The organism is Serratia sp. LS-1 (assembly GCF_003719595.1).
Classification (GTDB): Bacteria; Pseudomonadota; Gammaproteobacteria; order Enterobacterales; family Enterobacteriaceae; genus Serratia; species Serratia ureilytica.
On record NZ_CP033504.1, the window covers coordinates 2,225,193 to 2,251,681 of the forward strand.

Here is a 26,489-nt window from a genome sequence, read left to right on the forward strand (position 1 = left end):
CGGCGCCCTTATTATGTCATTCGCACGGCATCAGCGGCGCGCTTCGGTCAGATCGCTCGGCATGGTGCCCTGCATGCTCTGCCAAATCGCCCCGCTGTCTTTACCGTAGTTGCGCACGGTGTCCATCACCTGGTCGTACAGCTTCTCATGGCAAAGCGTAGACAGCTTGCTGTAGAAGGTCAGCGCCAGCTTGCGCGCTTCCGGGTTGGAGAAGTAGTAACGGCCCACGCGGGTGTACAGCCCTTTCAGGCCGTTGAAAATCAGGCCATAGATCGGGTTGCCGGAAGCGAACGCCAGACCACGGAAGATCTCATAGTCCAGGACATTGAAGGCATCCGCCTGATCTTCCACCTCGGCGGCTTTCGCCAGCACTTCCTGCGCCTGCTCAGGATGATTGCGCACCGCAGCGCGAATAAAGATCGACGCGATATTGGTACGCACGGACAGCAGGTTATCGATCAGCTGCGGGACGCTTTTGTGATCGAGACGAGCCACGGTCTCAAGGATATTGAGGCCGGACGTTTCCCAGAAATTGTTCACTTTGGTCGGTTTACCATGCTGTATGGTCAACCAGCCATCGCGGGCCAGACGTTGCAACACTTCACGTAACGTGGTGCGCGTGACGCCAATCAACTCCGAAAGCTCACGCTCCGCGGGCAAAATAGAGCCAGGGGGGAAGCGATTATTCCAAATACTCTCAATAATGTACTCTTCCGCGAAACCGGCAGGACTCTGCGCCTTTATGACCATGTGTTTGACGTTCCGTTGCGACGATAAAATCAGTAAAAGTAATCAGCTCATCATACCAGATCACACAGACATGACATAGCGTGAGCGAAAAACAATAAACGAAAGTGTGCATAAAGTGGCAAAAAACGCGCAAAAACACCGGCCCTGAGAAATTTGCCGCCGTAAAACAAGCTCCGGTTGCGCCCGCCCCCGCCGCGTTGTTAGGGTACGTGCTACGACTGATTTAAGGATGCATAAAGGACAATGGAAACAACCCTGCGCAGCGCCCTGCTCAAAAACTTCCTGGGGCAATCTCCCGACTGGTACAAACTGACCATTCTCATTTTCCTGGCGATCAACCCGCTGGTGTTCTTTTTCGCCAGCCCGTTTCTCGCGGGTTGGCTGTTGGTGATCGAGTTCATCTTTACCCTGGCGATGGCGTTGAAATGTTACCCGCTGCTGCCGGGCGGCCTGCTGGCGCTGGAGGCCGTGGCCATCGGCATGACCAGCCCGGCGCAGGTTTCGCAAGAAATCGAACACAATCTGGAAGTGCTGCTGCTGCTGGTCTTTATGGTGGCCGGCATCTACTTTATGAAGCAACTGCTGCTGTTCGTGTTCACCAAACTGCTGCTCAATATCCGCTCGAAAACGCTGCTGTCGCTGGCGTTCTGCCTGGCGGCCGCCTTCCTTTCCGCCTTCCTCGATGCGCTAACGGTCGTCGCGGTAGTGATCAGCGTCGCCACGGGGTTCTATTCCATCTATCACAATGTGACGTCGAACCGCTCCGACGGCGACATCGGCGATGACAGCGATTTCACCGGCGAAGAGCGCAAGCAGACGCTGGAGCAATTCCGCGCCTTTCTGCGCAGCCTGCTGATGCACGCCGGCGTCGGCACCGCGCTCGGCGGAGTCATGACCATGGTGGGCGAGCCACAGAACCTGATCATCGCCAAAAGCGCGGGCTGGGGCTTTATCGACTTCTTCCTGCGGATGGCGCCGGTCACTTTGCCGGTGCTGGCATGCGGCCTGCTGGTCTGCTGGCTGGTAGAGCGTTTTCGCCTGTTTGGCTACGGCACGCCACTGCCGGAAGCGGTGCGTGAGGTGCTGAAAGAGTATGATCGCAAGGCCACCGCAGGCCGCAGCAAGCAAGAAAGGCTCAAGCTGGTGATGCAGGCGCTGATCGGCGTTTGGCTGGTGCTGGCGCTGGCCTTCCACCTGGCGGAAGTTGGGCTGATCGGCCTGTCGGTCATCATTCTCGCCACATCGCTGTGCGGCGTGAACGACGAACACGCCATCGGCAAAGCGTTCCAAGAGGCGCTGCCGTTCACCGCCCTGCTGACGGTATTTTTCACCGTGGTGGCCGTGATCATTGAGCAACACCTGTTCAGCCCGGTGATCCAGTTTGTACTGCGCGCCGAGCCCGCTTCTCAGCTTTCGCTGTTCTACCTGTTCAACGGTCTGCTGTCGTCGGTTTCCGACAACGTATTCGTCGGCACGGTTTACATCAACGAAGCGCGCACCGCGCTGGAAACCGGCGCCATTGCGCTGAAACAGTTCGAACTGTTGGCGGTCGCCATCAATACCGGCACCAACCTGCCTTCGGTCGCGACCCCTAACGGCCAGGCGGCGTTCCTGTTCCTTTTGACGTCGGCCTTGGCGCCGCTGGTGCGTCTGTCGTATGGCCGCATGGTGTGGATGGCCCTGCCTTATACGATCGTATTGACCGTGGTCGGCCTGCTGTGCGTACAGTTCACGCTGGAGCCGGCGACCGAACTGTTGACACAGTGGCACTGGCTGACGCTGCCGCCTGTCGACGCCATCGGCCACTGATGCGGCGCCGGCAGGGTAAACCGACTATTTTTACGCTGAAACCGGCCCAGGTGGCTGGCAGCGAGGGGGAATTGGTTTACACTGCCGGTTCAATTGCTTACTGCATGGAAGAATCTAGATATGTTGCAATTCTTTAACCGCTGTTCACAAGGACGCGGCGCCTGGCTGCTGATGGCCCTGACAGCGTTGGTGTTGGAACTGGTCGCGCTCTATTTCCAGCACGTTATGCTGCTGCAGCCCTGCGTCATGTGCATTTACGAGCGTTGCGCGCTGTTCGGCATCCTCGGCGCCTCACTGGTGGGCGCCATCGCGCCGAAAACGCCGCTGCGCTATGTGGCGATCCTGCTGTGGATCTACAGCGCCTGGGAAGGCGTACAGCTGGCGTGGAAACACACCATGATCCAACTGCACCCCTCGCCGTTCAATACCTGCGATTTCTTCGTCAGCTTCCCGTCCTGGCTGCCGCTGGATAAATGGCTGCCTGCGGTGTTCCACGCTTCCGGTGACTGTTCCGTGCGTCAATGGCAGTTCCTGACGCTGGAAATGCCACAGTGGCTGGTGGGTATCTTCGGTGCCTATCTGCTGGTGGCGCTGATTGTGCTGATCGCGCAATTTGTTCGCCCACGCCGCCGCGATTTGTTCGGCCGCTGATAGGCCAACAAACAAAAAACGGCGCCTCAGGGCGCCGTTTTTTTAGGGTATTACTGTTGAATTCAGAGATAACCCCATTTCAGGTATGTGTAAGGAAGTAAACGAGCACGATCAGTGCCCCAGCTACGGCAAACAGACGGACCATTTTCATTGTTATGCTCTCGAACTTGCGGGAGAGCGGCCAAATTACCCAACTTATCGTTTAAAAAGAAGCATCCTGGCTCGATTAAGCGCGTAATTTACATAACATTAAACTTCTGCGTTGCCAGCGGGCCAACACATGCTGTGCAGGCACTTTCCTCACGGCCTGCGGGCATCAATAAATTACCGTTATTTATGAACGACTGCGTCTTTGTCACATTCAGAGCACAATATTTTGGTGAAGTTTGCCCATAAAATCCTTATAGTATCGGCAAAGTGAGTACTACCGATTTCCCTGGTGTTGTTGTGTGTCTTGCCCCTCATCTTTGCAGGGGCTTTTTTCCTTCTCCCCCAACCGTCAGTCCCCGCTGCCTTTAAATAAATCATTCAAATTTAACTCTGCGCGGTATCACTCATCGGCCAACGTTCGCGCACTAATGATTAAAATCGTCCGTGATTCTTTCCTTATGCTGAATGCAGTAGGCCAATGATATCAAGGACACGATTTATGCCGGATAGCACCTTTCCCCCCACGTCTCAGCGCCCGTTCCTGCGGCGCATGCTGCTCAAAGCAGGGAAAAAATTCCTGCGCTGGAACGGCGAATTTCAGACTCGCCATTCGCTCATCTCCACCACGCCGCGGATCGGTAATCATGAATTTAATTGGGTGACGGCGCTGGAAGCCCGTTGGCCTGCCATTCGCCAGGAGTTGGATCGGTTACTGGAGCATCCGGAGGACATCCCCGCGTTCCACCAAATATCACCGGATCAGAAACGCATCTCCAAAGGGGATAATTGGAAAACCTTCGGGCTATTTGTCTACGGGCAGCGCGTTGATGAGAACTGCGCCATTTGTCCGCACACCGCACAGGCGGTCAGCGAGATCCCCGGCATGCGCACCGCCATGTTCTCGATTCTTAAGCCGCACTATCACATCGTCCCCCACAAAGGCCCGACTCGTGCCGTGGTGCGCGCGCATTTGGGATTGATCGTGCCAAAGGATCGGGAAAAGCTCTGGATCCGCGTCGACGATCAGATCCTGCACTGGGATGAAGGCAAGGTCATTTTGTTTGATGACTCTTATGAACACGAGGTGCGCAATGATACCGACGAACTGCGTGCGGTGCTGTTTCTCGATATCGACCGGCCGATGGACAAAGTGGGGACGGCGGTAAATAAACTGCTGTTCAGCCTGATTAAAGCCAGCCCTTACGTGAAGCAGCCGCTGAAAAATCTGGCCAACTGGCGCCGCCGCGACAAAAAGGAGTGAAGTGACGGCTTATGCCATAACCTCACGCCTGCCGGTTAGCGCAATTGCAGAGGGCGGCGTGTCCTGACACGCCGCCCTCTTGCATGAAAACGCGCCTTGCTGCGCAAGGGGGCCGGCGTTATCTGGCCCAGTCCGGCTTGTTGAGGATATGGTCCTGCCAGTCCACCACTTCGCTCTCGCGCACCGCGATATGCCGCACCGTGATGCGCTCACCGTGCATCGCCGCCTTGGAGCCGCTCAGCAACGGGTGCCAGGGGAACAGCGGCTTGCCTTCGCCGATCAGGCGATAGGCGCAGGTCGGCGGCAACCAATCGAAGGTGGTGAGGTTTTCGCGCGTCAATTTGATGCAGTCCTCTTCCAGCTCGAAGCGCCGCTCGTAGTTACGGCATTGGCAGGATTTGATGTTGAGCTGGTTGCAGGCTACGTTGGTAAAATAAATCTCGTCGGTATCTTCGTCGATCAGCTTATTCAAACAGCATTGCCCGCACCCGTCGCACAGCGATTCCCACTCTTGTTCTGACATTTCCGCCAGCGTTTTCTGTTGCCAAAAAGCGAGTTGTGACATGTTAGCGTCCGGTTTCGGTAAATGGATAACTCACCTGCGCACAGGTTCGAGGGGGGACTATATAGACATTTTAGCCGCGAGATGCAAGTTTTGCCGCCGACGATGCCGGCGGCGAACAGCGATCAGATCACCCGGGTGCTGAGCGCTTTACCGTTCAGACTGATTTTCAGCATGTCGCCGGAAGCCATCGGGCCTACGCCCTGCGGCGTGCCGGTCAGGATGATGTCGCCGGCGCGCAGCGTGAAGAAACGGCTCATGTAGCTGATTAGCGGCAGGATCGGCGTGATCATGTCACGCGTATTGCCCTGCTGGCGCAGTTGATCGTTGACCGTCAACGACAGCTCGGCGTTTTGCGGATCGCCGAATTCCGCCACCGGGATAAACCCCGACATCGGACAAGACCCGTCGAAGGCCTTGGCCTTCTCCCAGGGCTGACCGGCCTTTTTAAAACCGGCTTGCAGATCGCGCAGCGTCAGATCAAGCGCCACGCCGTAACCGGCAATCGCACGCGCCACGCGATCTTCGTTGGCCTGCTTCAACGGCGTGCCGATCAGTACCGCCAGCTCTACCTCATGATGCACCGCACCGAACTCTTTAGGGATGGCCACCGGCTGGCGGATATCGCATAACGCCGTCTCCGGTTTGATAAACACCACCGGCTCGACGGACACCGCACTGCCCATTTCCTTGATGTGATCGGCGTAGTTGCTGCCGACGCAGACCACCTTGTTCACCGGGAAATCGAGCAGCGAACCCTGCCAGTCTCTGTGTTGATACATACCGCTTCTCCCAAACTGTAGAGGCTTGGCGCGCCAAGCCGATTATTGGTGTGCCGGATCAATGCCCGATCGCGTCTGCCATCATACCCACGGCGATAGCGAAATAGTAAGAGCGATTCCAGTGCATCAGGGTGCGGAAATTATCATAGACCAGGAAGGTCCGCCCCTGCAGATCATCCGGCGCGATGATCCAGCCGCGCTGCACGGCGTGCGGCAACGCGCGGCCATCCGCACGGCGCACGCCGCGTTTCTGCCAGTCGTTGACGCTGCGCGCCTGCGCGTCTTTCAGGCCCAGTTCGGCTCGATTGAAGCCGGCGGGCAGTTTGACCTCGCGCCCCCAACCGATGCCGGGCTGCCAGCCCTCTTTGGACAGGTAGCTGGCCGTGGACGCGAAAACGTCGTCAATGTTATTCCAGATATCGATGCGCCCGTCACCGTCGCCGTCCGCCGCATAGCGCAGGAAGGAGCTTGGCATAAACTGACATTGCCCCATCGCGCCGGCCCAGGACCCTTTGAGCGACGTATCGCCAACGTGCCCCTGTTCGACTATCTGCAACGCCGCCAGCAGCTCCCGGCTGAAAAAGGCCTCGCGGCGCCCTTCGAACGCCAGCGTCGCCAGCGCGGACACCACGTCCTCCCGCCCCTGGATCTTGCCATAGGCGCTCTCCATGCCCCACAGCGCGATGATATAGCGCCCCGGCACCCGATAGCGTTCGCTGGCCCGCAGCCATTGCGCATGGCGCTGCCGGTACAGTTCGCGCCCCTGCCGCACCTTGGCGGGCGACATCACCCGCCGCAGGTAATCGTCCAAAGTGATCTTCTGCTCCGGCTGATTGCGATCGGCCTTGATCACCCGATCGACGAAATGGATTTGCGCAAAGGCGCGGTCAAGGGTGGCCTGACTGATGCCCTGTTCCCGCGCCCGGCGCTTCAGTTGCTCGACATACGCCGGGAACTGCGCCGGATCGCGCCCGCTGGTCGCCAGCGTCGTCTCCTGCGCCGCCTGCGGTGCGCCCGGCATCATCGCACCGCCCAGCGCCAGCCAAACGGCCAACGCGGTACTTCTCGCCGAACGTGTCATCATGCCTCCCCTGACCGTGGCGGCGGTCTCAGGCCTTGTCGCCCGCCAAATGCTGATTGAGCAGGTTTTCCACCGGCGGCGGGAACTGCAGGTAATAACCTTCGTCTTTCAGCGCCTGTTTCACCTTTTCGATATCCGCCGAGGCCAATTTCTTGCGTTCATCGAGTGAAAGCATCATGGCGAATTGCGGTACGCCGAAACTTTTCATCAGCGCTTCCGGCACACGAGAGAAATCGTCTTTTTTTTCGACATAAAGATAAGTTTGATCGCGTTTCGGGCTTCTATAGATCACACAAAGCATTTTTTTAACTCTATTTAATTGAGGGAGCGTCTTGCCTGGATATAACTCTGACTATAACATGCTTATAGTACATCGGAATATCGCACCCCGAGTGGTATTCCGGGGATTTAAAGTTGCTGAGACTGAGTCAGGATAGATGTCACAATCGCCAATTGAGCTAAAAGGCAGCAGTTTTACCCTATCGGTTGTTCATTTGCATAATTCGCAGCCCGAGGTAATACGCCAGGCGTTACAGGAAAAAGTTGAGCAAGCGCCCGCTTTTCTGAAAAACGCCCCTGTTGTTATCAACGTCGCAACGCTGGATGGCGACGCGAACTGGAAAGAACTTCAACAGGCTGTCGCGGCGGCAGGTCTGCGCGTTGTGGGTATCAGCGGTTGCAGAGATGAGCGTCAAAAGCGCGCGATAGCCCGTGCCGGGCTGCCGTTGCTGAGCGAAGGCAGAGGCCAGAAAATGGCGGCGCCGGAGCCTGCACCTGCGCCCGTGGTGGCGGACAACGCCCCCGCCAAAACGCGTATCATCAGCACCCCTGTCCGTTCCGGCCAACAGATTTACGCCCGCAACTGCGATCTTATCGTGACCAGCAGCGTCAGCGCCGGCGCCGAACTGATTGCCGACGGCAACATTCATGTCTACGGCATGATGCGCGGTCGCGCGCTGGCAGGCGCGTCAGGCGACACGCAATGTCAGATTTTTTGCACCCACCTGGCGGCTGAGCTAGTCTCTATCGCAGGGCAGTACTGGTTGAGCGACCAAATCCCGTCCGATTACGTCGGGCAGGCCGTACGACTCAGCCTGTTGGATAACGCTTTAACCATACAACCTTTAAATTAAGCCCTTTTGACAAGGAATCCATTTCATGGCACGCATTATTGTTGTTACATCGGGTAAAGGGGGCGTTGGCAAGACCACTTCGAGCGCGGCCATCGCTACCGGCCTGGCCCAGAAAGGCAAGAAAACCGTCGTGATCGATTTCGATATCGGCCTGCGTAATCTTGACCTGATCATGGGCTGCGAACGTCGGGTAGTTTATGATTTCGTGAACGTGATTCAGGGCGACGCCACGCTGAATCAGGCGTTGATCAAAGACAAACGCACTGAAAACCTCTATATCCTGCCGGCTTCGCAGACACGCGACAAAGACGCGTTAACCCGTGAAGGCGTTGAAAAAGTCCTCAACGATCTCGGCGAGATGGATTTTGACTTCGTGGTCTGCGACTCACCGGCCGGTATCGAAACCGGTGCGCTGATGGCGCTGTATTTCGCCGACGAAGCTATCATCACCACCAACCCGGAAGTCTCTTCGGTACGCGACTCCGACCGTATCCTGGGCATCCTTTCCTCCAAATCGCGCCGCGCCGAGAAAGGCGAATCGCCTATCAAGGAACACCTGCTGCTGACCCGTTACAACCCGGGCCGCGTCAGCCGTGGCGACATGCTGAGCATGGAAGACGTGCTGGAAATCCTGCGCATTCCACTGGTGGGTGTGATCCCGGAAGACCAGTCCGTACTGCGTGCTTCCAACCAGGGTGAGCCTGTCATTCTGGATGCCGAGTCAGACGCCGGTAAGGCGTATGACGATACCGTTTGCCGCTTGTTGGGGGAAGAACGCCCATTCCGCTTCATTGAAGAAGAGAAGAAGGGTTTCCTGAAACGCCTTTTTGGGGGATAAACCATGGCCTTATTAGACTTCTTTCTGTCCCGCAAAAAACAGACAGCCAATATAGCCAAGGAACGGCTGCAGATTATCGTCGCAGAGCGTCGTCGCGGGGACAGTGAGCCCCCGTATCTGCCTGATTTGAAACGCGATATTCTGGCGGTTATTTGCAAATACATTCAGATCGATCCTGAAATGCTGCATGTGCAGTTCGAGCAGAAAGGGGACGATATTTCGGTACTTGAACTTAACGTGACATTACCGGAATCGGAAGAAGCAGCTAAATGATTGCGACGCATTAATTACCCCCTGTATATTTTATGCAGGGGGTAACTGTATGTGTATCCAGTTATTAAGCATTATCGGCAGCAAAAAATCGATTTTTCCCTTTGGGACAATTCCCAATTAACTTTGCCGCCACCTCGTTTAAAGTAAATTCTGGCCAGATTTACCTTCAACGCATTATTTCCTGCCTATATTCACCCGAGCAGAGTTTCCCTACCCTGCCCTGGTGATAACCAGCGATTAATAATCTTTCAGTATGTCCTGCAACGGCGCCATTAATAAATCGCCGCGCCAGCCGCTGATTAATTCAGGGCGACTCTCGCCGTCCTTCAGTTTCCAATGCCAGTTCAACAATTGGTTAATTTGGCGACGGGATGCCAGCAGCTCGCTGCTCAACCCGCTTTGCTCGCTGACGGTGGCGATAGCGGCCTTGATGTCCTTAAACACCTTCTTGTAGCCCGGCTGATCGATAAGGTTAGCCAACGGCGCCGGCAACTCGGACTCCTCCAGCGCTTCGGCTTCGGCCACCAGCGCCAACAGCGTTTTGCCGTGATAACGGATCTCCGGCCCGCTCAGGCCCAGCGAATCCAGTTCTCCCAGCGAAGACGGCATAAAGCGCGCCACCTGCCACAGGTTCTCCTCGCGAACCACGAAGTTCACCGCCAGATCGCGCTCGCGCGCCTGGCGCAACCGCCATTCCGCCAACTTCTGCAGACACCCAAGCTGACGCGGGCGCAACTGCCAGGCATTGCTGATTTCGCGATAGGCCACTTCCGGCGCCAGCGCCTCGCTACGGCGTTGGCACAGCAGCAAGCACTCGTTATTGGCCGCAGCGGTCCAGCCGGCCTCTTCGGTCTCCTGCACCAGCTGTTTGGCCATCGGCAGCAGGTAGAACACGTCGGCGGCCGCATACACGCACTGTCTTTCAGTCAGCGGGCGCGCCAGCCAGTCGGTGCGCGACTCGCTCTTGTCCAGTTCAACCTTCATGTACTCCGCCACCAGCGTCGCAAAGCCGCAGGAGAGCGGCCGACCGGTAAAGGCCGCCAGGATCTGAGTGTCGATCATCGGCGTCGGCAGCGTTTTAAAGGCGTTGAGAAACACTTCAAGATCTTCACTGCCGGCATGCAGAAACTTCACCACGGCGGTGTCGGCCAGCAGCTCGACAAACGGTTGCCAGTGCTTGATCGGCAGAGGATCGATAAGGGAGAGTTGTTCACCGTCGTAAAGCTGGATCAGGCCCAGCTGCGGATAGTAGGTACGCGTTCTGACAAACTCGGTGTCCAGCGCAACCTGGGCATGCTTTCTCGCCTGCTCGCAGACCTGCTGCAATCCGGCATCGGTAGTGATCAACTGATAATTCAAAACATCATTCTCTTGTAGGATTCAAACACAACAACGCCGGCATTCACCGGCGTTGTTGATAGGCTGACGCGAGAGCGAAACCTAGGCGGCATCGGCCGGCTTAGGCGCTTTTTGCTCATCGCGCAATTCTCGCCGCAAAATCTTGCCGACGTTCGACTTCGGCAGTTCATCGCGGAACTCAACAATTTTAGGCACTTTATACCCGGTCAGGTGGCGTCGGCAATGGGTCAACAGCTCTTCCTTGGTCAGCGAGGCGTCTTTCTTCACCACGCAGATCTTCACCGTTTCGCCGGAGGCCTCGCTGGGCACGCCGATTGCCGCACATTCCAGCACTTTCGGGTGCTGGCTGACCACATCTTCAATCTCGTTCGGATACACGTTGAAACCCGAGACCAGGATCATGTCTTTCTTGCGGTCGACGATGCGCACAAATCCCTGATCGTCCACGGTCACCACATCACCGGTCGCCAGCCAGCCGTCTTTCAGCACTTCGTCGGTGGCATCCGGGCGCTGCCAATAGCCTAACATAACTTGCGGCCCTTTGACCCACAGTTCGCCCGGTTCACCCGGCGGCACGTCATGGCCGTTGTCGTCCACCAACCGAATGTCCGTCGACGGCACCGGCAGACCGATGCTGCCGCTGTAGTGTTTAAGATCGTAAGGGTTACCGGCCACCAGCGGCGCGCACTCCGTCAGGCCGTAACCTTCCAGCAGGTGTTTGCCGGTGGTTTTCTCCCACTTCTCGGCCACCGATTTTTGCACCGACATGCCGCCGCCGACCGAGAAACGCAGCGTAGAGAAATCGAGCTTGTGGAAGTCTTCGTTGTTCAGCAACGCATTGAACAGCGTATTCACCCCGCTCATGGCGGTGAACGGGTATTTGCCCAATTCTTTCACCAGGCCCGGAATGTCACGCGGGTTGGTGATCAGCAAATTGCGCCCGCCCAGATCGATAAACAGCAGGCAGTTCACCGTCAGCGCGAAAATGTGATACAGCGGCAGCGCCGTCACCACCAGCTCCTGCCCTTCACGGAACAGCGGCGAATAGGCAGCCTTGGCCTGCTCAAGGTTGGCCTGCATGTTGCGGTGCGTCAGCATCGCCCCCTTCGCCACCCCGGTGGTGCCGCCGGTGTATTGCAGGAAAGCCAGATCGGCATTAATGATGTCCGGTTTTACATATTGTAAACGGCGGCCGCGCTGCAGCGCGCTGCGGAAGGAAATGGCGTCCGGCAGATTGTATTTCGGCACCAGACGCTTAACGTATTTGACCACGAAGTTGACCAACGTGCCCTTGGCAGCCGACAGCTGATCGCCCATGCGCGTCAGGATCACGTGTTTGACCTGGGTGTTGAACACCACTTTTTCCAGCGTATGGGCAAAGTTGGAGACGATGACGATGGCACTGGCGCCGCTGTCATTCAACTGGTGCTCCAGCTCGCGCGGGGTATACAGCGGGTTGACGTTGACCACCACCATGCCGGCACGCAGAATGCCGAACAGGGCAATGGGGTATTGCAACAGGTTAGGCATCATCAGCGCGACGCGGTCGCCCTTCTTCAGGCCCAGCTCATTTTGCAGGTAAGCCGCGAAAGCCCGGCTGCGTTCTTCCAGTTTGCGGAAGGTCATCACCTCGCCCATATTGATAAAGGCGGGCTGATCGGCATAGCGCTGCACGGCATGCTCAAACATTTCGATCAACGACGAATAGCGATCGGCATCAATCTCTGCGGGCACATCTGCCGGATACCGTTTTAACCAGACCTTATCCAAGGTATTACTCCTGAAATCATTACTAATTATCATCGCAGCCCTCAAACTCGCAGCCTAACCATAACAATATTTTAACTCAGCAGACCAGTTCGGGTTTTAAACATTACTCAGGTTGCGATGTACGTCACTAATTGTCGGATATTCCTTATCCCAAAAAACAAAAGGGCGGCCTGAGCCGCCCTGTCAAATTTGTTCACATCAAGCGTATGTTACTCGGTTACGATGGTTTGCACCTGTGCCGGGCCGGGGTTGTACCAGCCATAGCCGGCGCCCCAGCCGGGTCCCCACGGGCCACCGCGCCAGCCCCAAGGGCCCATCGGCGCAGGTGGCATCACCACCTGCTGTACCAGATGCCAGCGCTTGAAACCGGTCACGTTCATCGTTACGAAGCGATATGGCGTCATGCCGATCCGCCCCTCTTTCAGGCCGGTGATAGGGCCGACGACGGTCACCAGTTGGCCTTTGAAATCGACCGGTTCGAGGAAGCCGTTCACCGTGGCCAGCAAGCGGCCGTTCGACGGTTCACCCAGTATCGGCCGCGCACCGCTGTCGAGCGGCACCGCCGCGATCTCCAGCAGCGTGCGCCCTTGTTCGTTGGCGACGTTCACCACGGTGCCGCCGAAGCGGGCTTCCGCGCCGGTAAACAGGTTCGGTGCATTTTGTACCGAGGAAAGCTGAGTCACCGGCGAAGGGCTGGAGCCTTTGATCGCATCCGGTACGGTGACGCACCCGGTCAGAACCAGCGCGCCGCAGGCGACGGCCAGCAGCGACAGCTTTTTACTTGCAGTGCGGATTAACATGGTCGCAATCTCCTGAAATGCCTGTAACTTTGACCGCGTTTCAGCGCTCAAGTTGCAGGCCTTCATCGCCCGGCATCAACATCAGCACAATAACGCCGCGATTACTCGCGGCCCGGCAGTTTTTTCCAGGTCACTTCATTGCGCAGGTAGGTCGGCTCGGCGTTTTCCACCGCCACCGCCAGCCCCTGTTGCCAGGCGTGCAGCGCCAGCGGCAGCATGTCTTCCGCCTGCGGCAACAGCATCTGGCCGTCGCGCACGCTCAGCGTGGAACCGTTGACCAGATCGGGGTAGGTTTGCCAGCCGGTTCCAACGTGGGCCCATTCGCCCTGCAGGCGCTGTGCACGCTCGAGCGCCTGCGCCGGCGACAGCACCGCCTCGCCTTCGCTTTCCAACCAGCGGCCGTCGGCCTGACGTTCGAACTGCCCCCAGTAGACCTCGCCCATACGCGCATCGATCGCCGCCAGCACACGCTCCGCGCCGCTGACGCGCCAGGCGCCCTGCGCCATGGTTTGCAGCGTAGAAACGCCGATCATCGGCAGATCGGCGCCCAGCGCCAGGCCCTGAGCGATGCCGATGCCGATGCGCACCCCGGTAAAACTGCCGGGGCCGCGGCCGAAGGCCAGCGCATCGAGCTGGTTGAGCGCCAGGCCGGATTCCGCCAGCACCTGCTGCACCATAGGTAAAATACGTTGCGTATGCTCGCGTGGGCACAGCTCAAACAGGGCGTGGATTTCGCCTTGATTCCAGACGGCGACGGAACAGGCTTCCGTCGCGGTATCGATCGCTAAAATTCGCGTGGACATGCCAACCTCTGGCGGGAATAAAACTGGGTTTTTCATACAGGGCGCGCATTGTAGCACAGCCCCGTAAGCCCTTCATCTTTCACGTGGCCGACGTATCAGCGGCCTGCAAGAAGGCGATCGCCTGCTTCAGATCGCGGGTACGCGGCGTAGGCGGCAGGCTATTGAGGAACACCTCGCCATAAGGGCGCATCACCAGACGGTTATCGCAGATCACCAGCACGCCGCGATCGTCGGTATCGCGGATCAAACGGCCCACCCCCTGTTTCAGGGTGATGACCGCATCCGGCAACTGCACGTCATTGAACGGATCGCCGCCGCGCAGGCGACAATCTTCAATGCGCGCCTTCAGCAGCGGATCGTCCGGTGAGGTAAACGGCAGCTTATCGATGATCACGCACGACAGCGCATCGCCACGCACGTCCACCCCTTCCCAGAAGCTGCTGGTCGCCACCAACAGCGCGTTACCGGCGGCGACGAACTGCGCCAACAGCTGCCCTTTGCTGGTTTCCCCTTGCAATAAGACCGGCAGCGTCATCGTGGCGCGGAACTCTTCCGCCAGCTCGCGCATCATCTGGTGTGACGTGCACAAGAAGAAGCAGCGGCCGTTGTTGGCTTCGATTAATGGGCGCAGCATGCGCGCCAGCTGGCGCGCCCCGCCGGGCTGATTCGGCGAAGGCAGAAAGCGCGGCACGCACAGCAACGCCTGTTTGGCATAGTCGAACGGGCTCGGCAACAGCAGCGTTTTGGCCTTGGTCAGCCCCAGCCGTTCGGTGAAGTGACCCAACTGATCGTTAACCGACAGCGTGGCCGAGGTAAAGATCCAGCTGCCCGGCTTCTCGTCCAGCATTTCGCGGAAACGATCGGCCACCGTCAGCGGCGTCAGCGCCAACACGAAGTGGCGCGAATTGCACTCATACCAATAGCTGTAGCCCGGTTCCGTCACCGCCTTGAGGCGTTTGAGACGCGCGCGGTACAGCGTGGCGCGCTCAAAGGCGGCATCCAGCAGCGCCGAACGCCCCAGCGACAGTTTCATGACGTCATAACACAGCTCCAGCGCGTCATCGAGCAGCAACAAAGCGCGCTGCACGTTCGGTTCGCCGAGCACATCCCGCAGGTTGCCGCGAAAACCCGGCTCCCCCAGATTCAGACGGAAATCTTGCGTGCTCAGGCTGAGACGGTCGGCGCTTTTTTGCAGTTGGGCGGCATCGCGCACCTCGGTGCGGTAGGCGATGGTGATGTCCTTCGCCAGATCCAGCAGTTGGCGGCTGGTGAGCTGCTGGCCGAAATACTGGCTGGCGATGTCGGGGATTTGGTGCGCCTCATCGAAAATCATCACCTCGGCCTCCGGGATCAGCTCGGCGAAACCGCCCTCTTTCACCACCATATCCGCCAGGAACAGGTGATGGTTCACCACCACCACATCCGCATCCATCGCGCGGCGGCGCGCTTTGACCACGAAACAATCCTGATACAGTGGGCAGTCGCTGCCGAGACAGTTGTCATTGGTGCTGGTCACCAATGGCCAGACGAAGCTGTCTTCCGCCACTTCGCTGCAGGTGCTGATATCACCCTCTTTGGTCTGCGACGACCACTTGCGCAGTTGCACCAGATCGATCAACGTCTGCCCCGCCAGCTCCCCGCCGGCCATCGACTGTTGCTCAAGACGCTCCAGACACAGGTAGTTGGAGCGCCCCTTCAGCAGCGCCAGCTTGCCTTTGTACTTCAGCGCCTTGGCGACGGTGGGCAGATCGCGCGCATACAGCTGATCCTGCAGCGCTTTCGAACCGGTGGAGATGATCACTTTGCGATCGGCACGCAGCGCCGGCGCCAGATAAGCGAAGGTTTTGCCGGTGCCGGTGCCGGCTTCCACCACCAGTTCCTGCTTGAAATTGATCGCTTCGGTAACGGCTTGCGCCATCTGCCGCTGCGGCTCACGCGGTTTGAATCCCTTGATAGCCTGCGCCAATGCGCCGTCTGTTGCAAAATCGTCTGTCACGCTGTCTCTCTGCCGGTGTCATTCAGCGGTGATTATGCCAAGCCTGCCGCCCGGCTACCACCCACTTTATCGCCGCGCTTTTTCATCACCGGCTGTGCTACCCTTAGCGGGACTATGATATGGAGATAAGCAAATGAATATCGAAAGAATTGATCCCGATCAGCGCTGGTCCGAAGCCGTGGTGCACAACGAGACCGTTTACTACACCAGCGTGCCGGAGAATCTGGACGATGACGCGACCGCGCAGACCGCCAACGCTCTTGCCGCCATCGACGTGCTGCTGGAACGCGTAGGGTCGGACAAAAGCCGTATTCTGGATGCCACCATCTTCCTGGCCAATACCGCCGACTTCGCCGCGATGAACGCCGCCTGGGACGCCTGGGTCGTCGCCGGCAGCGCGCCGGTGCGCTGCACCGTGCAGGCTCAGCTGATGAATCCGAAGTACAAGGTGGAAATCAAAATCATCGCCGCGCTGTAAGCCACGCGCAGACGAAAAAAAACCGCAGACGGCAACGCCTGCGGTTTTTTATTGCCCGCTATCAGGACAGTTTGAGGATCACCATCCCCGTCAACAGCAGCGCCAGGCCAATCCAGCCTTTGGCGTTCAACCGCTGGCCGAACATGATCCAGCCTGCGGCGATGGTGGCGGCGATGCCGAAACCGCCCCACAACGCGTAAGCGATTGACAGATCGATGCCCTTAACCGCCTGCGCCAGGGCGCTGAACGCACCGAGTACCGACAGCAGCGACAGCAATCCCAGCCAAATTTTACGGAAACCGTCCGACATCTTCAGGAAGATGTTGGCGATGATTTCCAGCACGATGGCCAATCCCAGGAACCCAATGTGGTACAACTCAAACTGTTGCATGGTTGTCACCTCGCGGGCTGACCTGTTTTCGCTCTTTGCGGGTACCGGATTTCACCAACATGATACCGGCGATCAGCGTAGCCAGACCCAGTACCTTCAGCGCCGAAATGGGCTCGTCGAACCACAGCACGCTGAACAGGGTAATGAACAGAATGCCGATACCTTCCCACAGCGCATAAGCCACGCCCAACGCCACGCGTTTTACCGCTACTGACAGCAACACATAAGACGCGGTGATCATCACGTACATCACGATATGCCCGATCATGCCGCCATTGACGCTGGCGTATTTCATCGACAAGGTGCCGATGATTTCGGTCATGATGGCCAAACCTAAAAAGATCCAATAAATCATAATTTTTCTCCCAAACGGCGAATAACGCGCGCCAAGGCATATTTATCCCGATTTATCTCGTCGAACGGCCGCAGTACGGCGCGCAAGACGCAGAGATCCCTGGGGATAAACTGACCCAAACGCAAAAAGAATGTTTGCCCGGCTGAACGGTAGAGCGAAGGCGTAAGCCCGCTACCAGCACCGGTTAAGGGAGAAAGACGCTATAGCTCGCTGCACCAGTGATGCTCACTGGCAAGGATCGCAGACAGGAAGAGTTGGCACGTAGAGGTTCTGAGGGTAGTTCCGTTAATAGTCATCATAATAGTTCTCTATTATCAGCCGCACACCGTGCGATTTGCCCAATATCCTCATAAAAGTAAAATTTTCAACTGAGATATTTTTACCACAGCCAAAATAAGAAAGCAAACTGCCGTTTTCATAAAAAAGCAGAAAAAAACGGGTTAAAAATAAGAAAGTTAATCGCGATAAAAATTAAAAAAGGCCCAACGGAGCGTTGAGCCTTGCGATATCCGCGGGTGAGCAAATAAGCGCCAACCCCAGGCCTGGCGCGGGTTACAACGCGGCGCCGCTGACGGCGCTGCGCGCCAGTTCAGTGATGCGCGCGTAGTCGCCGCTTTCGAGCGCATCGGCCGGCACCAGCCAGGAGCCGCCGATGCACAGCACGCTTTTTAGCGCCAGATAATCGCGGTAATTGTTCGGCGTAATGCCGCCGGTCGGGCAAAAGCGCACCTGCGGGAACGGGCCACCGATCGCCTGCAGCGCCTTCACGCCGCCGTTGGCTTCCGCCGGGAAGAATTTGAATTCGCGCAGGCCGTAATCCATGCCCAGCATCAGTTCAGAGACGGTGCTGATGCCCGGGATCAACGGGATTGACCCCGCCGTCGCCGCCTGCAGCAAAGCGTCGGTCAGCCCTGGGCTGATGGCGAACTGCGCCCCGGCCTCGGTCACCTCCCGCAGCTGCTGTGGATTGATCACCGTACCGGCGCCGATGATCGCCTCCGGCACCTCTTTGGCGATAGCGCGAATAGCCTCCAGCGCACAGGCAGTGCGCAGCGTCACCTCCAGTACCCGCACGCCGCCGGCAACCAACGCTTTCGCCAGCGGCACCGCCTGTTCCAGCGTGTTGATCACGATAACAGGCACCACCGGCCCCGCCGTCAGGATCTGTTCAGCGCTGGTTTTCCAGTTTTTCATCATTCTTTCTCCATTACTCGCGGTTAACAATGGCACGCCCCTGCCACAGGGCTCCGCGCAAACGCGCGAACGTCCGGCCGTACCGTAAGTGATGTGGCCCACGCGCAGATCGCAGGCAAAAAAAAGCCGGCAGACGGGCTGCCGGCATTGCGCATTACTCGAACTCGTTCCAGGAACGGCCGTCGCGGGTGATCATCGCCACCGAGGCCACCGGCCCCCAGGTGCCCGCCTGATAAGGCTTAGGCGCTTCGTTGTCGGCTTTCCACGCGTCCATGATGGAGTCGACCCACTTCCAGGCCTCTTCCACTTCGTCACGGCGCACGAACAGCGCCTGAATGCCCCGCATGGTCTCCAGCAGCAGGCGCTCGTAGGCGTCCGCCACGTGCTCCTGGTTGAAGGTTTCCGAGAAACTCAGATCCAGCTTGGTAGTCTGCAGGCGGTGCTTGTGATCCAGCCCCGGCACCTTGTTCAACACCTGGATCTCGATGCCTTCGTCCGGTTGCAAACGAATGGTCAGCTTGTTTTGCGGCAGCTGCTGATAAGAGTCGCTGAACAGGTTAAGCGGCGGATTCTTGAAGTACACCACCACTTCCGAGCATTTGGTCGGCAGACGTTTACCGGTACGCAGATAGAACGGCACCCCGGCCCACTGCCAGTTGTCGATGTCCACGCGGATGGAAACGAAGGTCTCGGTGCTGCTGCTCTTGTTCGCCCCTTCTTCTTCCAGATACCCCGGCACTTTCTTACCCTGAACGAAACCGGCGGTGTACTGACCGCGCACGGTGGTTTCCCGTACATTGGTCTGATCGATGCGGCGCAGCGAACGCAGCACCTTCACCTTCTCGTCGCGGATGCGGTCGGTGGTCAGATCCGCCGGCGGCGACATGGCGATCATGGTCAGGATCTGCAGCAGGTGGTTCTGGATCATGTCGCGCATCTGGCCGGCCTGATCGAAGTAGCCCCAGCGCCCTTCGATGCCCACCTCTTCCGCCACGGTGATCTGCACCGAATCGATGGTGCGGTTGTCCCAGTTGGACGCGAACAGCGAGTTGGCGAAACGCAGCGCCAACAGGTTCAACACCGTCTCTTTGCCGAGGTAGTGGTCGATGCGGTAGACCTGGGACTCGTTGAAGAACTCCGCCACCTGATCGTTGATCACGCGGGAGGACGCCAGATCGGTGCCCAACGGTTTCTCCATCACCACGCGCGCCGGCTCATGGTTCAGCTTGGCTTCGCCCAACCCTTTGCAGATGGCGCCGAAGGTGCTTGGCGGCATGGCGAAGTAGTTGATGGTGGTGCGATGCTTCTGATCCAGCATTTTACCGAGTTTGGTAAAGTTCTTGCTGTCGTTGACGTCCAGATTGCAGAAGTCCAGGCGCGCGCTCAGCGTGGCCCAGAGTTCGTCATCCAGCTTTTCCTTCATGAAGGTGCCAAGCGCTTCCTTGACCACTTCGGTATAGGCTTTTTTATCCCACTCCGCGCGGCCGACGCCGATGATCCGCGTATCCGGGTGGATGTGTCCGGCTTTCTCTAACTGGTACAGGGAAGGCAGCAGCTTACGGCGCGCCAAATCACCTTTCGCGCCGAAAATAACCAGGTCACACGCCTGGGCTGTAGAGGTTACCGCCATGTTCATCTCCTCGTTGCAGGATATTTGTAATTTTCTTACATTACTAATGTACTCTGTTTGACTACGGCCAGCAAACCCGGCGCAGAAGCAGAAAAAAGACGTTAAGATCTCAGTGGTAGCGCCACTGCGCGCCGGCGCCCTCACAGGCGGGCAAAACTGTAATTTTTCGTCTTTTTTGACGCTCTGTTACCATTATGAAAGTTAGACACAGGTCATATTCTGGTGAAAAAAGCCTGCATACGTCCTGTCGAGACTGCCAACGGTTACCAGCACGTAGTATATTTTCACTAAACTGGCATTGATTTCTCCTTTGTTTGCAATCGACATACCCTATCGATTTCAGGTTACAGCCGCTCGTTTGGCGTCTGCTTGCACGGCGAACACGGGCGAAATTCGGCGCTGTTGCTTGAAAGCCACAGGGATAAAACCATGAGTGACTCTCGTTATATGAATACGCTGGACAAAATCCAGAGCCATCTGGAGCTCCTGAGCAAATCTGAAAGGAAAGTCGCCGAGGTGATCCTGGCCTCCCCGCAGACCGCCATTCACTCCAGCATCGCCACGCTGGCGCGCATGGCCGACGTCAGCGAACCCACCGTCAACCGTTTTTGCCGTCGCCTTGATACCAAAGGCTTTCCCGACTTCAAACTGCATCTCGCCCAAAGCCTGGCTAACGGCACGCCCTACGTGAACCGCAACGTCGAGGAGGATGACAGCGTCGATTCCTACACCAGCAAGATCTTCGAATCGGTGATGGCCAGCCTGGATACAGTAAAGGCAAATTTGGATATTGCCGCAATCAATCGTGCGGTTGACCTGCTCACCCAGGCAAAAAAGATCTCTTTCTTCGGTCTGGGCGCCTCCGCCGCCGTGGCCCACGACGCGATGAACAAATTTTTCCGCTTCAATATTCCGGTGGTCTACTTCGATGACATCGTCATGCAGCGCATGAGCTGCATGAACTCCGGCGAGGGCGACGTGGTGGTGTTGATCTCTCACACCGGCCGCACCAAGAACCTGGTGGAAATGGCCCACCTGGCGCGAGAAAACGACGCCACGGTACTGGCTATCACCTCGCGCGACACCCCGCTCGCCCAGGCGGCGACCCTCGCGTTGCTGCTCGACGTGCCTGAAGACACCGACGTTTACATGCCGATGGTGTCGCGGATCGCGCAATTAACGCTCATTGACGTGCTCGCCACCGGATTTACCTTGCGCAGAGGGGCTAAATTCAGAGATAACTTGAAGCGGGTCAAAGAAGCGCTCAAAGAATCGCGCTTTGATAAAGGCGTAGTCATTCCCAACAGTTTTGACTCGTAACCCGACGAAGAAAAAAGTCGCCGTTCAACAGACATTTGAATGGCGACATCAGAGGCTGTACCCTGTTAATACGCTCATGCGGGTAACCCGGGTGAAATATCAGTGTTGTAAAATTACATTTCACGCCTGGTTTCGTTATCCGACGTTATCGCAACACCAATATTTGCTTCACCAGTCAACGGAGTAATACATGTCCAGACGGCTCAGAAGAACCAAAATCGTTACCACCCTGGGTCCGGCTACAGACCGCGACAATAATCTGGAAAAGATCATTGCCGCCGGCGCCAACGTAGTTCGGCTTAACTTCTCCCACGGCAGCCCGGAAGATCACCAAGCTCGCGCAGACAAAGTTCGCGAAATCGCTGCCAAACTGGGACGTCACGTCGCTATCCTTGGCGATCTGCAAGGGCCGAAAATCCGCGTTTCCACCTTCAAGGAAGGCAAAATCTTCCTCAACGTGGGCGATAAATTCCTGCTGGACGCCAACCTGTCAAAAGGCGAAGGCGATAAAGAAAAAGTCGGTATCGACTATAAAGGCCTGCCTGCCGACGTCGTGCCGGGCGACGTCTTGCTGCTCGACGACGGCCGCGTTCAGCTGAAAGTGCTCGAAGTTCAGGGCATGAAAGTATTTACCGAAGTCACCGTTGGCGGCCCGTTGTCCAATAACAAGGGCATCAACAAACTCGGCGGCGGCCTGTCGGCCGAAGCGCTGACCGAAAAAGACAAGGCGGACATCGTCACCGCCGCCAAGATCGGCGTCGACTACCTGGCGGTCTCCTTCCCGCGCACCGGTGAAGATCTGAACTATGCTCGCCGCCTGGCGCGCGACGCAGGCTGCAACGCCAAGATCGTGTCCAAGGTCGAGCGCGCCGAAGCGGTCTGCAGCGACGAAGCGATGGACGACATCATTCTGGCCTCCGACGTGGTGATGGTCGCCCGTGGCGATCTGGGCGTCGAAATCGGCGATCCGGAACTGGTCGGGATCCAGAAGAAACTGATCCGCCGCGCCCGTACTCTGAACCGCGCGGTGATCACCGCGACTCAGATGATGGAGTCGATGATCACCAACCCGATGCCGACCCGCGCCGAAGTCATGGACGTGGCCAACGCCGTGCTGGACGGCACCGACGCCGTCATGCTGTCGGCGGAAACCGCTGCCGGCCAATACCCGGCGGAAACCGTGGCGGCAATGGCGCGCGTTTGTCTGGGCGCCGAGAAGATCCCGAGCATCAACGTTTCCAAACACCGTCTGGACGTGCAGTTCGACAATATCGAAGAGGCGATCGCCATGTCTTCGATGTATGCGGCCAACCACCTGAAAGGCGTCACCGCGCTGATCGCCATGACCGAGTCCGGCCGCACCGCGCTGATGATGTCACGCATCAGCTCCGGCCTGCCGATCTTCGCCATGTCGCGGCATGAGCACACGCTTAACCTGACCGCGCTGTATCGCGGCGTGACGCCGGTGTATTTCGACAGCCATAAAGACGGCGTCATCGCCGCCAACGAAGCCGTCAATCGCCTGCGCGACAAAGGCTTCCTGGTCTCCGGCGATCTGGTGATCGTCACTCAGGGCGACGTGATGGAAACCGTCGGCACCACCAATACCAGCCGTATCCTGCGCGTCGAGTAATTCACACCGCAGACGAAATGCCGGCCGGCCCACCTAGGCCGGCATTTTTTTTGCTCTGACACTGCCATTACGACGGAGAACGCCATGCTCCACCAGCACAATCCCGCCTCGACCTATGATGAGCTCGAGCTCGATGGACGCGGCCTGACGCAGCTCGACGAATCGCTGTTTGCCGGCCACGCGCTGCGCAAGGTCAGCCTGTACAACAATCAGCTGACGGCCTTCCCTACTCCCCTATTCCGGCACCAGAATCTGCGGGTGCTGAACATCTCTTGCAATCAGCTCGACCGTCTGCCGCCGGAGATTGGTCAGTTGCAACAGCTCGAGATGTTCGATTTTGGTCACAACCGCGCGAGCGAACTGCCTGAAACATTGGGGCAGCTGCACCGGCTGAAATACCTCTACCTGAGCGATAACGGCTTTAGCGACCTGCCGCGTGCGCTGGCGCAACTGCAGCAGTTGGTTTACCTCAACGCGACCGATAACCAGCTGACCGCCTTGCCGCAGGCAATACCGAGGCTGGCGGCGTTGCAGGAGCTGCGTTTATACAACAATCGCATCCGCAGCCTGCCCGGCGAAATCGGGCAACTGCGCGCGCTGCGCGAGTTGCATATCATGAAAAATGCCCTGACCACGCTGCCGGCGGAAATGGCTCTGCTCGGCGAGCTTGAAATACTCGATGCGGCCAACAATGCCATCACCGAACTGCCGGCAGCCTTCTGCCGCCTGCCGCGATTGAGCGAGCTGAACCTGCGTTTTAATCAGTTGACGCGCCTGCCGGAAAATATCGGTGAGCTCACGGCGCTGAGAAGTCTGGATCTGCGCGCCAACCGCCTGAGCGATCTGCCGGAAAGCCTCGGTGAACTGAGCCGGCTGCGCAAGCTGGATCTACGCTGGAATGATTTCACCCACACGCCCAACGTCATTGAGATCCTGCGGGCGCGCGGCTGTATGGTGCACATCTGAAGTGACGCCGGCCAGGGTGCGGCCCGACCGGCGTTAGCGGTAGATAGGATTAACGATACAGATCGTCGCGCGAGTAGGGTTCAATCTCCCCTTCCTTGCGCGTCTTCAACAGTTTGAGGATCCAGGTGTACTGCTCCGGGTTCGGGCCCACCAGATTCTCCACCTCTTCGTTCATGCGGCGGGCAATGCGCGGATCGTCCGCTTCGGCCAGATCGTCCATCGGCTCGCGAATATAAATATCCAGCATGCTGGTTTTGCCGTCGTACACCGGGAACAACGGCACGATCGCCGCACGACACACTTTCATCAACCGCCCGACCGCCGGCAACGTCGCCTTATAGGTGGCGAAGAAGTCGACAAACTCACTGTGCTCAGCGCCGTGATCCTGATCGGGTAGATAGTAACCCCAATATCCCTGGCGAACCGAACTGATAAACGGTTTGATGCCGTCATTACGCGCGTGCATGCGGCCGCCGAATTTACGACGCACGGCATTCCACAGGTAGTCGATCAGCTGATTGCGCTGATTGTGGAACATCGCCGCCATCGGTTGACCGCGCGCGGCCATCAACATCGCCGGCACATCCACCGCCCAGCCATGTGGCACCAGGAAAATCACGTTGCGCCCTTCCGCGCGGATCTTGTCCAACACCTCTTCACCGTGCCAACGCACGCGCTTGAGCACTTTTTCCGGTTTGGTGCAGGCCAGTTCCGCCATCAGCACCATCGACTGCGGCGCACAGGCGAACATCTGGTCGATAATGTGCTCACGCTCGCTTTCCGGCAGTTCCGGCAAGCAATACAGCAGGTTGATGCGGGCACGACGACGCGCCCCTTTCGCCAGCTTGCCGGCCAGTGTGCCGATCGCCCCCAGCACCGGATCGCGCAGGCGCGCAGGCACCAACGAAACGCCGGCCATCAGGCCGGTTCCCAGCCACACGCCCCAGTAGCGCGGGTATAAAAAGGCTTTTTGAAACTGCGGGATGAACTCTACGTTCGATTTCTTCTCGTTTTGCATGCACATGCTCTTCGCTTAGCAATTCGGCTAATCATAATTGCCATCACCAATTTTGCAATTAACAACCGCGAACCGCCCAGATAAAACAGCATCGGCCCGCAATCAGGCCGATGAAATTAACGGCGCCGGAGCGCCGGAATAAGGGGGACGTTAATCCAGTTGCAGCTGAGGAACCACTTCCTTCACCTGCGCCAGATAATCGCTGCGGTCTTTGCCGCTCAGGCCTTCGGAACGCGGCAGCTTGGCCGTCAGCGGGTTCACCGCCTGTTGACCGGTCCACAGTTCAAAGTGCAGGTGCGGCCCGGTGGAACGGCCGGTGTTGCCGGAGAGCGCTATGCGATCGCCACGCTTCACCTTCTGGCCCGGTTTCACCAGCAGCTTTTTCAGGTGCATGTAGCGCGTGGTGTATTGGCGGCCGTGGCGGATCGCCACATAGTTGCCGGCTGCGCCGCTGCGCTTGGCGATCACCACCTCGCCGTCGCCGACCGCCAGCACCGGTGTGCCGACCGGCATGGCAAAATCGACGCCTTTGTGCGGCGCCACGCGGCCGGTCACCGGGTTCACCCGGCGCGGGTTGAAGTTGGAGGAGATGCGGAACTGTTTCATGGTCGGGAAACGCATGAAGCCGCGCGCCAGGCCAGAGCCCTGGCGATCGTAGAACTTGCCGTCCTCGGCGCGGATCGCGTAGTAATCTTTGCCGCCCGTGCGCAGACGCACGCCCAACAGTTGGCTTTGTGATTTCTTGCCGTCGAAATGTTCGCGCGACATCAGCACGGAGAACTGGTCGCCCTTGCGCAGTTTGCGGAAATCGAGCTGCCATTGCAGCGCCTTGATCACCGCATTGATTTCGTTACGGCTCAACCCGGCGTCGCCGGCGCTGCTGACGAAGCTGCCGTTAACGCGGCCGCTGATCACGTTGTTGCGCCATTCGCCCTGCTGCGCCTCTTTCGACTCTTTGAAGCTGTTGCCGACGCGATCGTAGGTGCGGGTTTCTCGACGAGAAACTTCCCAGGTCAACTGCTGCAGATCGCCCGCTTCGTTCACGGTCCACGACAGCTGTTGGCCGATCTTCAGGTTGCGCAGATCGCGGTTTTGCGAAGCCAGCAGCGTGACATCCGACATATCGATGCCGTACTGCGTCAGAATGCTGCCGAGGGTATCGCCGGTGGAAACCACATATTCATGCACGCCATCATCGCCGGCATCCTTCTGGTCCAGCTCATCCTGCGGGATTTCGTCATCGGGGGTGGGTTGGTCGGCATCTATCGGTTCACTGGCTTCGGGGAGCAATGACCGCAACTGGCTGGATTCTAACTCGACGCTCTTGGCGATGGGATTGTGTTCTGGGTGGTAAACAAAAGGCCGCCAAACAGCGACGGCCAATGTGACGACTGTCAGCGACCCCAGCATGACGCGGTGGGGCCGTGGCAGGTTGTTATACGCCAGAGCGATAGTTCGGACTATCTGCTGCACTCGATATTATCCT

At 58.0% G+C, this 26,489-nt stretch carries 26 protein-coding genes; 10 read left to right on the forward strand and 16 right to left on the reverse strand.

Annotated features, from left to right (window positions below; translation table 11 throughout):
- Window positions 1-30 precede the first annotated feature (30 nt).
- Window positions 31-750 carry a fatty acid metabolism transcriptional regulator FadR gene (gene fadR, locus EDY99_RS10750; protein WP_033643333.1) on the reverse strand — a complete coding sequence of 240 codons (720 nt, stop codon included), beginning with the start codon at window positions 748-750 and terminating at the stop codon, window positions 31-33.
- Between the two features lie 243 nt (window positions 751-993).
- On the opposite strand from fadR, the gene nhaB reads away from it, so the two are divergent.
- From nhaB to EDY99_RS10765, 3 genes are all read left to right on the forward strand, one after another.
- Window positions 994-2,559 carry a sodium/proton antiporter NhaB gene (gene nhaB / locus EDY99_RS10755; protein ID WP_033643334.1) on the forward strand — a complete coding sequence of 522 codons (1,566 nt, stop codon included), beginning with the start codon at window positions 994-996 and terminating at the stop codon, window positions 2,557-2,559.
- 120 nt (window positions 2,560-2,679) lie between these two features.
- Window positions 2,680-3,210: a disulfide bond formation protein DsbB gene (gene dsbB, locus EDY99_RS10760; RefSeq protein ID WP_033643335.1), complete on the forward strand. Its 531-nt coding sequence runs from the start codon at window positions 2,680-2,682 to the stop codon at window positions 3,208-3,210.
- 649 nt (window positions 3,211-3,859) lie between these two features.
- Window positions 3,860-4,621, forward strand: a complete 762-nt coding sequence (locus EDY99_RS10765) for an aspartyl/asparaginyl beta-hydroxylase domain-containing protein (protein ID WP_033643337.1) — start codon at window positions 3,860-3,862, stop codon at window positions 4,619-4,621.
- A 118-nt stretch (window positions 4,622-4,739) separates the two neighbouring features.
- Here EDY99_RS10765 and EDY99_RS10770 read toward each other — a convergent pair whose 3' ends face one another.
- From EDY99_RS10770 to EDY99_RS10785, 4 genes are all read right to left on the reverse strand, one after another.
- Window positions 4,740-5,186, reverse strand: coding sequence for a YcgN family cysteine cluster protein (locus EDY99_RS10770; protein ID WP_025159803.1), 447 nt, complete (start codon window positions 5,184-5,186; stop codon window positions 4,740-4,742).
- A 122-nt stretch (window positions 5,187-5,308) separates the two neighbouring features.
- Complete coding sequence (locus EDY99_RS10775; RefSeq protein WP_033643338.1) at window positions 5,309-5,965, reverse strand: fumarylacetoacetate hydrolase family protein; 657 nt, start codon at window positions 5,963-5,965, stop codon at window positions 5,309-5,311.
- Between the two features lie 58 nt (window positions 5,966-6,023).
- Complete coding sequence (locus tag EDY99_RS10780; RefSeq protein WP_046687238.1) at window positions 6,024-7,046, reverse strand: lytic transglycosylase domain-containing protein; 1,023 nt, start codon at window positions 7,044-7,046, stop codon at window positions 6,024-6,026.
- 28 nt (window positions 7,047-7,074) lie between these two features.
- Window positions 7,075-7,347 carry a YcgL domain-containing protein gene (locus tag EDY99_RS10785; protein ID WP_033643340.1) on the reverse strand — a complete coding sequence of 91 codons (273 nt, stop codon included), beginning with the start codon at window positions 7,345-7,347 and terminating at the stop codon, window positions 7,075-7,077.
- A gap of 136 nt (window positions 7,348-7,483) precedes the next feature.
- Between EDY99_RS10785 and minC the strand changes: the two genes are divergently transcribed.
- Genes minC through minE form a run of 3 tightly spaced genes read left to right on the forward strand, consistent with a single transcriptional unit; the run spans window position 7,484 to window position 9,290 of the window.
- The gene (gene minC, locus EDY99_RS10790) at window positions 7,484-8,179 is read left to right on the forward strand and encodes a septum site-determining protein MinC (protein ID WP_033650952.1); all 696 of its coding nucleotides are present in this window, start codon (window positions 7,484-7,486) and stop codon (window positions 8,177-8,179) included.
- A 25-nt stretch (window positions 8,180-8,204) separates the two neighbouring features.
- Entirely contained in the window at window positions 8,205-9,017 is an 813-nt protein-coding gene (gene minD, locus EDY99_RS10795; protein WP_004932300.1) for a septum site-determining protein MinD, read from the forward strand.
- Between the two features lie 3 nt (window positions 9,018-9,020).
- The gene (minE, locus tag EDY99_RS10800; protein WP_004932303.1) at window positions 9,021-9,290 is read left to right on the forward strand and encodes a cell division topological specificity factor MinE; all 270 of its coding nucleotides are present in this window, start codon (window positions 9,021-9,023) and stop codon (window positions 9,288-9,290) included.
- 237 nt (window positions 9,291-9,527) lie between these two features.
- Here the strand turns inward: minE and rnd are convergent, their stop codons facing one another.
- The 5 genes from rnd to EDY99_RS10825 form a co-directional block, all read right to left on the reverse strand.
- Window positions 9,528-10,649: a ribonuclease D gene (gene rnd, locus EDY99_RS10805; RefSeq protein ID WP_046687239.1), complete on the reverse strand. Its 1,122-nt coding sequence runs from the start codon at window positions 10,647-10,649 to the stop codon at window positions 9,528-9,530.
- Between the two features lie 81 nt (window positions 10,650-10,730).
- Window positions 10,731-12,419, reverse strand: coding sequence for a long-chain-fatty-acid--CoA ligase FadD (fadD, locus tag EDY99_RS10810; RefSeq protein ID WP_033643344.1), 1,689 nt, complete (start codon window positions 12,417-12,419; stop codon window positions 10,731-10,733).
- Window positions 12,420-12,628: 209 nt separating this feature from the next.
- Complete coding sequence (locus EDY99_RS10815) at window positions 12,629-13,219, reverse strand: Slp family lipoprotein (RefSeq protein WP_021503867.1); 591 nt, start codon at window positions 13,217-13,219, stop codon at window positions 12,629-12,631.
- Window positions 13,220-13,320: 101 nt separating this feature from the next.
- Window positions 13,321-14,022, reverse strand: coding sequence for a tRNA (adenosine(37)-N6)-threonylcarbamoyltransferase complex dimerization subunit type 1 TsaB (gene tsaB / locus EDY99_RS10820; protein WP_033643345.1), 702 nt, complete (start codon window positions 14,020-14,022; stop codon window positions 13,321-13,323).
- 79 nt (window positions 14,023-14,101) lie between these two features.
- A complete protein-coding gene (locus EDY99_RS10825; protein WP_004932318.1) occupies window positions 14,102-16,018 on the reverse strand; it encodes an ATP-dependent DNA helicase in 1,917 nt (638 codons plus the stop codon).
- 133 nt (window positions 16,019-16,151) lie between these two features.
- On the opposite strand from EDY99_RS10825, the gene EDY99_RS10830 reads away from it, so the two are divergent.
- A complete protein-coding gene (locus EDY99_RS10830) occupies window positions 16,152-16,496 on the forward strand; it encodes a RidA family protein (protein WP_004932322.1) in 345 nt (114 codons plus the stop codon).
- 61 nt (window positions 16,497-16,557) lie between these two features.
- Here EDY99_RS10830 and mdtI read toward each other — a convergent pair whose 3' ends face one another.
- The 4 genes from mdtI to zwf all read right to left on the reverse strand — a co-directional run bounded on the left by mdtI (window position 16,558) and on the right by zwf (window position 20,066).
- On the reverse strand, window positions 16,558-16,887 hold the full coding sequence (gene mdtI / locus EDY99_RS10835; protein ID WP_016927446.1) for a multidrug/spermidine efflux SMR transporter subunit MdtI: 330 nt from the start codon (window positions 16,885-16,887) through the stop codon (window positions 16,558-16,560).
- The gene (gene mdtJ, locus EDY99_RS10840; RefSeq protein ID WP_004932327.1) at window positions 16,874-17,242 is read right to left on the reverse strand and encodes a multidrug/spermidine efflux SMR transporter subunit MdtJ; all 369 of its coding nucleotides are present in this window, start codon (window positions 17,240-17,242) and stop codon (window positions 16,874-16,876) included. The genes mdtI and mdtJ overlap by 14 nt, the downstream gene beginning before the upstream one ends.
- Window positions 17,243-17,794: 552 nt before the next feature.
- Window positions 17,795-18,436 carry a bifunctional 4-hydroxy-2-oxoglutarate aldolase/2-dehydro-3-deoxy-phosphogluconate aldolase gene (locus EDY99_RS10845; protein ID WP_046896732.1) on the reverse strand — a complete coding sequence of 214 codons (642 nt, stop codon included), beginning with the start codon at window positions 18,434-18,436 and terminating at the stop codon, window positions 17,795-17,797.
- Window positions 18,437-18,590: 154 nt separating this feature from the next.
- Entirely contained in the window at window positions 18,591-20,066 is a 1,476-nt protein-coding gene (gene zwf / locus EDY99_RS10850) for a glucose-6-phosphate dehydrogenase (RefSeq protein WP_033643346.1), read from the reverse strand.
- Window positions 20,067-20,513: 447 nt separating this feature from the next.
- Between zwf and EDY99_RS10855 the strand changes: the two genes are divergently transcribed.
- The 3 genes from EDY99_RS10855 to EDY99_RS10865 all read left to right on the forward strand — a co-directional run bounded on the left by EDY99_RS10855 (window position 20,514) and on the right by EDY99_RS10865 (window position 23,985).
- Window positions 20,514-21,386: a MurR/RpiR family transcriptional regulator gene (locus EDY99_RS10855; RefSeq protein WP_033643347.1), complete on the forward strand. Its 873-nt coding sequence runs from the start codon at window positions 20,514-20,516 to the stop codon at window positions 21,384-21,386.
- A 190-nt stretch (window positions 21,387-21,576) separates the two neighbouring features.
- Complete coding sequence (gene pyk / locus EDY99_RS10860) at window positions 21,577-23,019, forward strand: pyruvate kinase (RefSeq protein ID WP_019452801.1); 1,443 nt, start codon at window positions 21,577-21,579, stop codon at window positions 23,017-23,019.
- An 84-nt stretch (window positions 23,020-23,103) separates the two neighbouring features.
- Window positions 23,104-23,985, forward strand: coding sequence for a leucine-rich repeat domain-containing protein (locus EDY99_RS10865; protein ID WP_101452908.1), 882 nt, complete (start codon window positions 23,104-23,106; stop codon window positions 23,983-23,985).
- Between the two features lie 49 nt (window positions 23,986-24,034).
- Here EDY99_RS10865 and lpxM read toward each other — a convergent pair whose 3' ends face one another.
- Both lpxM and mepM read right to left on the reverse strand, forming a co-directional pair.
- Complete coding sequence (gene lpxM, locus EDY99_RS10870) at window positions 24,035-25,003, reverse strand: lauroyl-Kdo(2)-lipid IV(A) myristoyltransferase (protein ID WP_042785718.1); 969 nt, start codon at window positions 25,001-25,003, stop codon at window positions 24,035-24,037.
- Between the two features lie 150 nt (window positions 25,004-25,153).
- Window positions 25,154-26,476 carry a murein DD-endopeptidase MepM gene (gene mepM, locus EDY99_RS10875; RefSeq protein ID WP_033643350.1) on the reverse strand — a complete coding sequence of 441 codons (1,323 nt, stop codon included), beginning with the start codon at window positions 26,474-26,476 and terminating at the stop codon, window positions 25,154-25,156.
- Window positions 26,477-26,489 lie beyond the last annotated feature (13 nt).